A 12,608-nucleotide genomic window follows, 5' to 3' on the forward strand; every position below is an offset into this window, starting at 1 on the left:
AAAAGATCGCAGCCTCCGGCAGCTCCTACAGGGTTTCGTGTATACCTGTAGGAGCTGCCGGAGGCTGCGATCTTTTGGCGGTAAACGAATTACTTACCGACGAACCCAGGCTCACGCTTGGCAATAAACGCCGCCATCCCCTCCTTCTGATCCTGCGTCGCAAACGCCGCATGGAACACCCGACGTTCAAAGCGCACGCCTTCGGACAAACTCACTTCGAAAGCACGGTTGACGCTTTCCTTGACCATCATCGCAATCGGCAGCGACTTTTTAGCGATCAACGCCGCGACTTTCAGCGCTTCATCCAGCAGTTCATCGCTCGGCACGATGCGCGCCACGATACCGCAACGCTCCGCTTCCACGGCATCGATCAAGCGCCCGCTCAGGCACATTTCCATGGCCTTGGCCTTGCCCACGGCGCGGGTCAGGCGCTGGGTACCGCCCATGCCCGGCAACACGCCCAGGTTGATTTCCGGCTGGCCGAACCTGGCGTTGTCGCCGGCCAGAATGAAATCGCACATCAGCGCCAGCTCACAGCCGCCGCCCAGGGCGAAACCGTTGACGGCGGCGATGATGGGCTTGCGGCGGTTGGCCACGCGGTCGCTGTCGCTGAACAGGTCGTCGATATAGATCTGCGGATAGGTCAGCTCGGCCATTTCCTTGATGTCGGCGCCGGCGGCAAAGGCCTTTTTCGAACCGGTCAGGACGATGCAGCCGATATTCGAGTCGGCCTCGAAGCCGTCCAGGGCCTGGTTCAGTTCGCTGACGATCTGCGCGTTCAACGCGTTCAGCGCCTGTGGGCGATTGAGGGTGATCAGGCCGACGCGGCCATGGGTTTCCAGCAAAATCGTTTCGTAGCTCACAAGTGGGTTCCTTTTCAAAGATTGCGCGAAATGACCATGCGTTGAATATCGCTGGTGCCTTCGTAGATCTGGCAGACCCGCACGTCGCGGTAGATCCGCTCCAGCGGGAAGTCGTTCAAGTAACCGTAACCACCGAGGGTTTGCAGCGCCGACGAGCATACCTTCTCGGCCATTTCCGAAGCGAACAGCTTGGCCATCGACGCTTCCACCAACGCCGGCTTGCCGCTGTCTCGGAGAGCCGCCGCGTAATGCACCATCTGCCGCGCCACGGCGATCTGGGTCGCCATGTCCGCCAGGCGGAATGCCACGGCCTGATGCTCGATAATCGGCTTGCCGAAGCTCTCGCGCTCACGGGCATAGTCGCGGGCCGCTTCGAACGCGGCCCGGGCCATGCCCACCGATTGCGAGGCAATGCCGACACGCCCGCCTTCGAGGTTGGCCAGGGCGATCCTGTAGCCTTCGCCTTCTTCACCCAGGCGGTTGGCCACTGGCACTTTGACGTCTTCGAAGAGAATCTGGCAGGTGTCCGAGGCGTGCTGGCCGAGCTTGTCCTCGACCCGGGCGACTTTGTAGCCTGGCGAATCGGTGGGCACGATGAACGCCGTGATGCCGCGCTTGCCGGCAGTCGGGTCGGTCACGGCGAACACGATCACCACCCCGGCGTTCTGACCGGAGGTGATGAATTGTTTGCAGCCGTTGAGCACGTAGTGATCGCCTTCCAGGCGCGCACGGGTTTTCAGGCCGCTGGCGTCGGAGCCGGCCTGGGGTTCGGTCAGGGCGAAAGCACCGAGCATCGCGCCGCTGGCCAGGGGTTCGAGGAAGCGCTCTTTCTGATCGTCGTTGCCATAGTTGAGGATCGGCACGCAACCCACCGAGTTGTGCACGCTCATGATGGTCGAGCAGGCACCGTCGCCCGCGGCGATTTCTTCCAGGGCCATGGCGTAGGCCAGGTAACCGGTATCGCAACCGCCCCACTGCTCCGGCACCAGCATGCCGAAAAAGCCCAGTTCGCCCATCTCAGCGATGGCTTCCTTGGGGAAACGGTGTTCACGGTCCCACTCGGCGGCGAATGGTTTCAGCCGTTCCTGGGCAAAGTCCCGGGCCGCGTCGCGTATCTGCTGTTGTTCGTCATTGGGGATCATGACCATTCCTTAAAAATGTAGTTGCCCCTGTAGGAGCGAGCATGCTCGCGATGGAGGTTAACGATAATGAGGGCTGCCTGGTTCAACGCGGTGCCCTGACGTCCATCGCGAGCATGCTCGCTCCTACAGGAACCGCGTTAGTACAGGCATTCCACAGCCATCGCCGTGGCTTCGCCGCCACCGATGCAGATCGCTGCAACGCCACGCTTGAGCCCTTTCTGGCGCAGGGCCGAGAGCAGGGTCACGAGAATCCGCGCGCCAGATGCACCGATCGGGTGGCCGAGGGCGCAAGCGCCGCCGTGCACGTTGAGTTTTTCATGAGGAATTTCCAGCTTGGTCATGGTCACCAGGCTGACCACGGCGAAGGCTTCGTTGACTTCCACCAGATCGACGTCGTTCAGCGACCAGCCGGTTTTCTTCATCAGCTTCTCGATCGCGCCCACCGGCGCCACCGGGAACAGGCTCGGGGTATCGGCGAATGCCGCATGACCATGAATCACCGCCAGCGGCTTGAGGCCACGTTTGTCGGCTTCGGAACGGCGCATCAGCACCAGTGCCGCGGCGCCGTCGGAGATGGAACTGGAGTTGGCCGCCGTCACGGTACCGCCATCACGGAACGCCGGTTTCAGCGAGGCAATCTTGTCCAGTCTGGCTTTCGGTGGCTGCTCGTCGTTGCTGATCGTCACCTGTTCTTTGCCGACGGTGACGGTCAACGGCACGATCTCGTCCTTGAAGCTGCCGTCCTTGATGGCCTGCTGGGCGCGGGTGGTCGAAGCCACCGCAAACGCATCCTGGGCCTCACGACTGAAGCCGTTGGTTTCGGCACAGTCTTCGGCGAAGGTGCCCATCAGGCGCCCCTTGTCGTAGGCGTCTTCCAGGCCGTCGAGGAACATCGAGTCGAGTACCCGGCCATGCCCCATGCGGTAACCGCTACGGGCGCGGTCCAGCAGGTACGGCGCGTTGGACATGCTTTCCATGCCACCGGCGACTACAACCTCGGCGCTGCCGGCCACCAGCATGTCATGGGCCAGGATGGCCGCTTCCATGCCCGAGCCGCACATCTTGTTGAGGGTGGTACAACGGGTCGATTTATCCAGGCCGGCGCCCAGCGCCGCCTGGCGCGCGGGGGCCTGACCCTGGCCGGCAGGCAGTACGCAGCCGAACAACACTTCGTCGACGGCATCGCTTGCAACGCCAGCACGTTCAACCGCGGCTTTGATCGCGGCGGCACCGAGTTGCGGCGCGGTGAGGCTTTTCAGATCGCCCTGGAAACCACCCATCGGGGTGCGGACGGCGCTGACGATAACAATCGGATCGTTGGCAATAGTCATGACAAATCCTCCTTATTTGGCCGCCATGCGCAAGGCACCGTCGAGACGGATCACCTCGCCATTGAGCATGCTGTTTTCAATGATATGCCGAACCAACGAGGCGTACTCGGCAGGTTTGCCCAGGCGCGGTGGAAACGGTACGCCGGAAGCCAGGGAGTCACGAACTTCCTGGGTCATGCCGGCCATCATCGGCGTTTCGAAAATGCCCGGGGCGATGGTCATGACGCGGATGCCGAAGCGCGCCAGTTCACGGGCGGCCGGCAAGGTCAAGCTGACGATCGCACCCTTGGACGCCGCGTACGCCGCCTGGCCGATCTGGCCGTCGTAAGCCGCGGCCGACGCCGTGTTGATGATCACGCCGCGCTCGCCATCGGCGTCCGCTTCGGTTTCAGCAATCGCCGCCGAGGCCAGGCGCAGCATGTTGAAGCTGCCGATCAGGTTGACGTTGATCACCTGGCTGAAGCTTCCCAGCGCGTGTGGACCGTTCTTGCCGAGGATCTTTTCGCCACGCACGATGCCGGCACAGTTGACCAGGCCATTGAGGCCACCAAAGGCCTTGACCGTCGCCTGCACCGCGGCCTCGGCCGCCGCTTCGTCGCTGATGTCCGCCACCACGCTTTGTGCACCCAGTCGCTGGGCCTGGGCCGCGACGGCTTCGGCGTTCATGTCCACCAGCATCACTTTGGCACCGGCCGCGACCAGCATTTCAGCGGCGGCCGCACCGAGGCCGGAAGCACCGCCGGTGACGAGAAAAACCTTGTTTTCGATCTGCATCATTGTTTCCTTGGATTCAAGCTGTAACGTTCTTCGCGGTGGCCTCTTGAGCCTTGGCGATTTCCTGGTTGCGCAAGATAAAGCGCTGCAATTTGCCGCTTGGGGTTTTCGGCAACTCGCTGACAAATTCGATTTCGCGGGGATAGGAGTGTGCCGCCAGGCGCTTGCGCACGTGTTGGCGCAACTCTTCGGCCAACTCTGGCGTGGCGCGGTATTGCGAGCAAATCACGACGAAGGCCTTGACCAGTTCGGTGCGCTCCGGATCGGGTTTGCCGACCACCGCGGCTTCCACCACCGCCGGGTGCTCGATCAATGCGCTCTCCACATCGAACGGGCCGACGCGGTAGCCGGAGGTGGTGATCACGTCGTCGCTACGGCCGACGAAGCTGATGCTGCCGTCCGGATTCCACTCGACCGTGTCGCCGCTCAAGTAGTAATTGCCGACGAAGGCCTTGGTTGGTGCGCCTTCGTAACCGGCGAACCAGCACATCGGCGACTGGGTGCGGTCGATGGCCAGAATGCCCGGCTGGCCGACGCCCAGCTCCTGGTAGTCGTCGTCCAGCACCACGATGCGGTGGCCGGGCGAGGTAAAACCGGCGGCGCCCATATGGATCGGGTGTTCCAGTCCATGGTGGTTACACAGCACCATCCCCAGTTCGGTCTGGCCGTAATGGTCATGGATGACCACCTCCAGATTATCCGCGAACCAGCGGATCACTTCCGGGTTCAGCGGCTCGCCGGCGCTGCTGACAATGCGCAGCTTGCCTTTGATCGACCTGGCGAATTCGTCGCCACCGGCAATCAACAGGCGATACGCCGTCGGTGAGCCGGTGAGGTTGGTAATCGCGTACTTGTTGATCACCCGGCAGGTGCTTTCCAGGGTAAACGGGCCATCGTAGAAGGTAATCGGGTGCCCCATCGACAGGGGACCTGTGACGCCGAAATAGATGCCGTAGGCCCAGCCCGGGTCGGCCACGTTCCAGAAGGCGTCTTCGGGGCGCAAATCCACCGCGTCACGGGTGTAGCTCTGGAAGGCGACGATGGCCTTGAGCGGCACCGACAGCGCTTTCGAAGGGCCGGTAGTGCCCGAGGTGAACATCAGCAGGAACGGGTCTTCGCCGGTCAGCAGTACCGGTTCGCAGACATTGGAGTGGTTGGCCAGTTCGGCCCAGAAGCTGTAATCACCGCGGACTATGCCCTGCCCCTTGGCACCTGCGACTGTGACGATGGTCGGGCAGTCGGCGACTTCCGCGAGTTTCGAGCGATTGACCGCGTCGGTGACCACCACTTTGGCCCCGGAACTGCCCAGGCGATGCTCGATGGCCTTGGGGCCGAAGGCAGTAAACAAAGGTTGATAGACCGCGCCGATGCGCCAGGTGGCGAACACGGTGATCAGCAATTCAATATTGCGTGGCAGGAGACCGGCGACCTTGTCGCCTTTCTTCACGCCCTGGGCCAACAGGAAGTTGGCAAAGCGCGCGGCCTTGTCCTGCAAGTCGTTGAAGGTGTAGGTCGCGCTGGTGCCGTCACGGCCTTCCCAGAACAGCGCGATACGCCCAGGCATGGCATGCCGGTCGCAACACTCGATGCAGGCGTTGAGGGCAGTCAGATTGCCTGCGAGTGCGGCATCGACGGTGTGCTGATAATTGAACTGTGAAACAGCAGACAAGTAATCGCGCATTGCCAGAATCCCTCTGTATTTTTTGTTAGATGGGGGGAACCGTAACCAACAGGGAAATACTCGCTCTGCGCGGGGTGTCGGGCAATAGTCAAAGTTATCAAGTTGCTTGACTGGTTTGGCCAAGGAATTGAGAAATGTGGCGCCTGCGAGGGCGCCTTCCCTGTAGGAGCGAGCATGCTCGCGATGGTGGTCAACGATAACGCGGGGTGACTGAATGCCCGCGTTATCGTTAACGACCATCGCGAGCATGCTCGCTCCTACAGGCGAAGAAGCCCTCCGGTACGACCATCAATCCGGATCAATTGGTTTCGTTGAGAATCAAACTACGGTAATGCCCGGGATTGGACCCCGACCATTTGCGAAACGCCTTGTAGAACGAGCTCGCATCGGCAAAGCCCAACCGGGTGGCGATTTCGGCGAAGCTGATGGCCGGTTCGGCCAGCCAAGCGATAGCCAGCTCCTTGCGCACACTGTCCTTGAGCCCCTGATACGTCTGGCCTTCCTCGGCCAGACGACGGCGCAGGGTCGAGGCCGACATGCACAGGCGCTGCGCCAGGACTTCGGTCTCCGGCCAGTGTTCGGCGGGCAGTTGCCGCAAGTCCTGCTTGATCCGGCTGGCCAGGCTTTGCGGATCGCGGTACTTGACCAGGATGTTGGCCGGCGCATGGGCCAGGAAGCGTCGCAGCTCTTCAAGGCTGCGCTTGATCGGCAAACCCAGGCAGTCAGCGGAAAAAATCATCCGCGTGCGCGGTCGGTCGAAGCGCAGGTTCTCGGAGAACATCACCTGATAGTCATGGCAGAAATCCGGCTGCGCGCAGCGCAGCTCGATCGCCAGGATCGGAATTCGACGTCCCGCCAGCCAACAGGCCACGCCGTGCACGATCATCCAATAGGTAAAGTAAGTGAAGGCCCGGCGCGGCTCATGGTCGTCTTCGAGCAACACGATTTCCGCCAGGCTTTGCTGATGGACCAGCTCGGCGGGCATGCGCTCGAGCATCAACGACAGGAAACTCAAACCACTGGTGAGCCCGGCCGCCAGGCTCGGCTGGACCATGGCACAGCGACAGAGGAACTCCAGGCTGCCGGATTTGAGCTTGCGCGGGTCCATGCCAAAAAACTCGTCATCCCCACGCCGGGCCAGCAAGCGCCACAGACGCGCATAGCCGCTGGCCGGAACACGGGCGTCGCTGCTGCCGAGCAACGCCGGATCGATGCCGACCTTGTGCAACACCTCATCGGTGGCCGCGCCCGGGGCGCAACTTTGCAGCAGCGCTTCACGCACCAGCTGAATGGAAATGGTGTCTTTTTCCGACATTGCGCGAGGTGAGCCCTGTTCTTGTTTGAGTGGTGGGCATATTAGCTCAGCCATCTGTCCGGCGCAGATCCCCGTAGCGGCTAGCTTGTCGGCGAAGGCGGCCGTGTATCCGACCTATCTTTTGTTGACTGCGTACATATCCATTCCTGCGGTAACGGCCACTTATGGTTTCGCCCTTACGGCGCCTCACTTTTCCAAACGCCGAAAAGTAAGCAAAAGGCTTTGCCCCACCACTTGGTGCCTCGCTTAGGCTCGGCATGCCCTCTCTCCGGCATTGCTCCGTGGGTCGCCGCGATGGGCCATCCATGGCCCAGTGCGGCTAAACCGGCGTCCTGCCGGTTTAGCCACTACGCAATGCCTGCGTTCGGCCATCGTGGTTTAACGGGGCGCCCCAGATCAAACACAAAAGCGAGGCGGCCTGACAGCCGACCTGATTTCAAGCGAACACGTTTTCCTGTAGGAGCGATGCTTGCTCGCGATGGACGTCAACGATTACGCGCCCTGTTTGGATGAACGCGTTGTCTGGACATTTTTCGCGAGCAGGCTCGCTCCTACAATTGGATCGCAAACAGACCTGCAATCAGGTCGGCTGTCAGGCCGCCTCGCTTTTGCTTTTGCTTTTGCTTTGGCTTTTGATTTTCTTGCCACATCACGCCCTGAGCCTGTCCGTGAACCTGAGAGCACCGCGGGGTGTCAGGCTCCCCGCGTCATCGTTGACCTCCATCGCGAGCATGCTCGCTCCTACAGGCTCTTCCAGGTGACTCGCTGTAAAAGCGAAACCATAAGTGGCCGTTACCGCAGGAATGGATATGTACACCTGAAAGATTGGTTTCGGCAATGGATCGCCATTCAACCGAACTCCACCCAAAAGGCCAGGGTCAACCCTTTGACCGCCCAACCTTGAACCCGGAGATCGATAATGAACGACTACCCCAAACCCCCCTTCCCCAAACAACACCAACCCGTCCCCGGCTCCCAACGCAAAATGGACCCGTACCCAGACTGTGGCGAGCAGAGCTACCGAGGTTCGGGTCGACTGACCGGCAAGATCGCCCTCATTACCGGTGCCGACAGCGGCATAGGCCGCGCGGTGGCCATTGCCTTCGCCCGTGAAGGTGCCGATGTGGCCGTGGCCTACCTTGATGAGCAGGAAGATGCGCAGGAAACCGCACGCTGGGTTGAACAGGCCGGCCGCCAATGCCTGCTGCTGCCGGGTGACCTGGCGCACAAAGTGCATTGCCGGGCCCTGGTGGAGAAAACGGTCGAGCGTTTCGGCCGCATCGACATCCTGGTCAACAACGCGGCGTTCCAGATGACCCACGAAAATCTCGAGGACATCCCCGACGAAGAATGGGTGATGACCTTCGACGTCAACATCACCGCCATTTTCAGGATCTGCCAGGCGGCACTCAAGCACATGCAGCCCGGCAGCTCGATCATCAACACCAGTTCGGTCAACTCCGACATGCCCAACCCCACCCTGCTGGCGTATGCCACGACCAAGGGCGCGATCGCCAACTTCAGCGCCGGCCTGGCGCAAATGCTCGGACCGAAGAATATCCGGGTCAACAGTGTGGCGCCGGGACCGATCTGGACGCCGCTGATCGTCTCGACCATGCCCGAGGAAACGGTACAGAACTTCGGCGCCAACACCCCGCTCGGCCGTCCGGGCCAGCCGGTGGAAGTGGCGCCGATCTACGTGCTGCTGGCCTCGGATGAAGGCAGCTACATCACCGGCCAGCGATTTGGGGTGACCGGGGGCAAACCGATCCTGTGATTTCGCGATGCACCTGAAAAATGGAACCAGGCCATACCTGCAGCGCTCTACACTGCATAGGCCTTCCTGGCGGGCCTTTCGATACCTGGAGATCGTCATGTCCGCACCTATCGTCGAATTGTTCACTCAGCCAAACTTCGCGCGGACGGATATTCGCAAGGAAGAAGAAGCGCCGAAGTACTTGCGCGCTACCGTCAGTCAATGATCCCCGGCCATGAGCTTCATTGCTTGGGTCGCAGTGCTGGGTGCCGTGCTGCTGACGCTGGCACTGACCTCGTCATACCTGCGCTGGATGCCGGTGACCACCTCGGCCGTGTGCCTGGCATTAGGGGTAGTCATCGGACCGGCGGGGCTGGGCTGGCTCAGGCTGGACATCAAGGATGCCGCGTACTGGATGGAGCACCTGACGGAAGTCGCGGTGCTCTTTTCGTTGTTCGTCTGTGGACTCAAGCTGCGCCTGCCCCTCAGGGACCGTAAGTGGCGCGTGGCTTTCGGGCTGGCGGGACCGGTCATGATCCTGACCATCATCGGTGTCTGCCTGTTGCTGCATTACGCCTTCGACCTGCCGTGGGGGCCGTCGTTGCTGATCGGCGCGATTCTGGCGCCCACCGACCCGGTACTGGCCTCGCTGGTGCAGGTCAACGATGCCAAGGACGTCGACGCAGTTCGCTTCGGCCTGTCCGGTGAGGCCGGGCTCAACGATGGCATTGCGTTTCCCTTCGTGATCCTGGGCTTGCTGTTTATCCAGCAAGGCGGCGGTGGTTCCACCGCCTGGCTCGATGACTGGGCACTCAAACGCCTGCTGTGGGCGGTGCCCGCCGGATTGCTGGTCGGCTATGGCATGGGCCGCGCCATTGGCCGCGTGACGTTGTCCATGCGCATCAGAAATGCCGACAGCACCCTGTCGCCTAACGACTACTTGACCTTTGCCCTGATCGCCCTGGCGTATGTCGCGGCCGAGTCGGTACATGGCTACGGTTTCCTGTCGGTGTTCGCGGCGGGCCTGGGGCTGCGTCGGGCCGAGGTCAAATCGATGGGACACTCACAGACGCCGGCAGAGCACCTGGTGCAGCCGGTGGTCGGTCATCAAAACGTCGAGCCCGAGGCTGCCGTGCATGGTGATGTGGCGAACATGGAGGAAGCGCAGGTGGCGGCCGGGATCATGATCGGCGACATGCTGTCCTTTGGCAGCCTGGTCGAACGGGCCATGGAGGTGTTCCTGGTGACCTTGCTCGGGGTGGTGCTGGTGGGTCATTGGGACTGGCGCGCACTGGCGATTGCGCTGGTGCTGTTCTGCGTGATCCGGCCACTGATTGTCGGGCTGGTGCCCTGGGGCACTTTGCTTGACGGCAAGCAAAGGCTGTTGATCGGCTGGTTCGGGATTCGCGGTATCGGGAGTTTCTACTACCTGTTCTACGCTTTGAATCACGACCTCGCAGCGTCGATGGCCACCCTGTGCACCGACCTCACGCTTTCCGTAGTCGCCCTGAGCATTCTGATTCACGGAATCAGCACCCAACCGCTCCTCGCCCACTATGAACGGCAAAAGCGGCCATCCGCTTGATCGATCCTTGCCGTGGCGAAGTGCATGAGTCAAAAGCCCCGACTCATGCAGCCTGCATGGCCCCTATTGGCCATTAGGGCTTATATCCCATTGATTTTTAAGCTCTTAACGGAGGCGTCCAAAGCGGCACGACAAATGCTCCAGCACGATGAGTGTCCTGCGGTAAAGACCGTTCGCGCTGCCCTCAACCTGGAGAGACTCAACCATGAACGCCATAGACCTATTGAAAGCCGACCATGAACGCGTAAAAGGCGATGATCTCCACCAGGTTCAGTTGGGTAAACGGCTTTGATAACCGCGGCAATCCGGACGCTAACCCATCCAGGCGCTCGGCATATCCGGTGGCCAGGATAATCGGAACGCCGGGTTTGACCGCGCGAATGGCATCCGCCAGTTGTGCGCCGCTCATGTGCGGCATGGCCATGTCGGTGATGACCAGATCAATCGCCGGATTATTCTCGAACAGTTTCAGTCCCTGGGCACCGGACGTTGCGGTGATTACGCGATGGCCGAGGTCTTCAAGCAACAGGCAGGTACTGGTCAACACCAGGCTGTCGTCATCCACCACCAATATGCACAGCCGAGGCACTTCCGGCGCTACCGGCTCTTCGACAATGGGGGCCGCTACCGAGCCCGCCGAGGCCACGGGCAACCACAGTTCTGCGGTGGTGCCCTGGTCTTTCTGGCTCTTCAGAATGAATCGCCCACCCAATTGCTCAATAAAGCCATGGACCATCGACAACCCCAGCCCGGTGCCCTTGCCAAGCCCTTTTGTGGTGAAAAACGGGTCCATCGCCGAGGCCAGTGTCGCTTCATCCATTCCTTCGCCGGTGTCGGTTATACTCAGGCACACACAACGTCCCGCCAGCGGGGCGGATCGGGATTGATCAGCGATTGTTTCGGCGCGGGCACTGATGACGATTTTTCCGCCATCGGGCATGGCATCGCGGGCGTTGGTGACCAGGTTCAGCACCGCCAATTCGAGCTGATTGACGTCGGCCAACACCTGCTCGATCTGCGCTGGAAAACGGGTTTCCAGTGCCACCGACGGCCCGAGTGAGCTGCGTAGCAGTCCGGAAATCCCTTGCACCAGGGCGGGGAGCTCTACAGGTTCGGACTTGAGTTCTTGCTTGCGGGCAAAGGCCAGCATGCGCTGGGTCAGGGACACGCCGCGCAACGCACCCTGGGTAGCATTATCGAGCAAACGGATGATTTTCGGGTCGTCGGCCAGGCGTTTGCGCACGATTTCCAGATTGCCGAGAATGACTGTCAGCAAATTATTGAAGTCGTGGGCAATCCCGCCGCTGAGTTGGCCGATGGCTTGCATTTTCTGCGACTGGAACAGTGCTTCGCGGGTTTGTTCAAGTGCCTGCTGCGCCTGGGTCGCTTCGGTGATGTCGCGGGTGATCTTGGCAAAGCCGAGCAAGGTACCGGTGTCCCCCCAGATCGGGTCGACCACGACATGGGCCAGGAACCTGGTTCCATCCTTGCGCACCCGCCATCCCTTGTTTTCGAAGCGTCCCTCGCGCGTCGCAATCTCCAGTGCCCGGCCTGGCAAGCCGACAGCCCGGTCTTCAGGGGTGTAGAACAGCGAAAAATGCTTGCCAATGACTTCTTCGGGCAAGTAGCCCTTGATGCGCTGGGCCCCCAGGTTCCAGTTGGTCACGCGGCCATCCGGGGCAAGCATGTAGATGGCGTAGTCGGTGACGCTTTGCACCAGTAACCGAAACTGTTGCTCGCTTTGCTTGAGGGTCTCTTCGGCCATCTTGCGGTCGGTCAGGTCACGGGTGATCTTGGCAAACCCCAGGACCGTGCCCGACGGGTCGTAAATCGGATCGATCACCACGTGGGACCAGAAATGCGTGCCGTCCTTGCGCACACGCCAGCCTTCGCCTTCGAAACGCCCCTCGCGAATCGCCGTGTCCAGCGCCCGCTGGGGCAAGCCGGCACGACGATCTTCATCGGTGTAAAAGCGCGAGAAATGCTGGCCGAGAATCTCGGCCTCCTCATAACCCTTGAAACGCCTGGCCCCTGCGTTCCAGCTGGTAACGATGCCATCGGGATCAATCATGTAGATCGCATAGTCAACCACCGCATCGATGAGCAGGCGCAGGCGCCTGTCTTCAATGCTCCCGGCCCGGATTCGATCTTCTCTCATTGA

10 protein-coding genes are annotated in these 12,608 nt (G+C 61.2%); 3 read left to right on the forward strand and 7 right to left on the reverse strand.

The window, feature by feature from the left end; genetic code table 11:
- Window positions 1–89 precede the first annotated feature (89 nt).
- The 6 genes from ACA058_RS15960 to ACA058_RS15985 all read right to left on the reverse strand — a co-directional run bounded on the left by ACA058_RS15960 (window position 90) and on the right by ACA058_RS15985 (window position 7,106).
- Window positions 90–863: an enoyl-CoA hydratase gene (locus ACA058_RS15960; protein WP_497634866.1), complete on the reverse strand. Its 774-nt coding sequence runs from the start codon at window positions 861–863 to the stop codon at window positions 90–92.
- A gap of 14 nt (window positions 864–877) precedes the next feature.
- Complete coding sequence (locus ACA058_RS15965; RefSeq protein WP_497634868.1) at window positions 878–2,005, reverse strand: acyl-CoA dehydrogenase; 1,128 nt, start codon at window positions 2,003–2,005, stop codon at window positions 878–880.
- 137 nt (window positions 2,006–2,142) lie between these two features.
- Window positions 2,143–3,336 (reverse strand): acetyl-CoA C-acyltransferase, encoded by a 1,194-nt coding sequence (locus tag ACA058_RS15970; protein ID WP_497634869.1) that lies wholly within the window; start codon window positions 3,334–3,336, stop codon window positions 2,143–2,145.
- A 12-nt stretch (window positions 3,337–3,348) separates the two neighbouring features.
- A complete protein-coding gene (locus ACA058_RS15975) occupies window positions 3,349–4,110 on the reverse strand; it encodes an SDR family NAD(P)-dependent oxidoreductase (RefSeq protein WP_497634870.1) in 762 nt (253 codons plus the stop codon).
- 16 nt (window positions 4,111–4,126) lie between these two features.
- Window positions 4,127–5,791 carry an AMP-binding protein gene (locus ACA058_RS15980; RefSeq protein ID WP_497634872.1) on the reverse strand — a complete coding sequence of 555 codons (1,665 nt, stop codon included), beginning with the start codon at window positions 5,789–5,791 and terminating at the stop codon, window positions 4,127–4,129.
- A 298-nt stretch (window positions 5,792–6,089) separates the two neighbouring features.
- A complete protein-coding gene (locus ACA058_RS15985; protein WP_497634873.1) occupies window positions 6,090–7,106 on the reverse strand; it encodes an AraC family transcriptional regulator in 1,017 nt (338 codons plus the stop codon).
- Between the two features lie 469 nt (window positions 7,107–7,575).
- On the opposite strand from ACA058_RS15985, the gene ACA058_RS15990 reads away from it, so the two are divergent.
- From ACA058_RS15990 to ACA058_RS16000, 3 genes are all read left to right on the forward strand, one after another.
- On the forward strand, window positions 7,576–8,010 hold the full coding sequence (locus ACA058_RS15990) for a hypothetical protein (RefSeq protein ID WP_497634874.1): 435 nt from the start codon (window positions 7,576–7,578) through the stop codon (window positions 8,008–8,010).
- A 15-nt stretch (window positions 8,011–8,025) separates the two neighbouring features.
- Window positions 8,026–8,883, forward strand: a complete 858-nt coding sequence (locus ACA058_RS15995; protein ID WP_497634876.1) for an SDR family oxidoreductase — start codon at window positions 8,026–8,028, stop codon at window positions 8,881–8,883.
- A gap of 214 nt (window positions 8,884–9,097) precedes the next feature.
- The gene (locus ACA058_RS16000; protein ID WP_497634877.1) at window positions 9,098–10,447 is read left to right on the forward strand and encodes a cation:proton antiporter; all 1,350 of its coding nucleotides are present in this window, start codon (window positions 9,098–9,100) and stop codon (window positions 10,445–10,447) included.
- Window positions 10,448–10,667: 220 nt separating this feature from the next.
- Here ACA058_RS16000 and ACA058_RS16005 read toward each other — a convergent pair whose 3' ends face one another.
- Entirely contained in the window at window positions 10,668–12,605 is a 1,938-nt protein-coding gene (locus ACA058_RS16005) for a hybrid sensor histidine kinase/response regulator (protein WP_497634879.1), read from the reverse strand.
- Window positions 12,606–12,608 lie beyond the last annotated feature (3 nt).

It is taken from the genome of Pseudomonas sp. LBUM1649 (assembly GCF_059716155.1).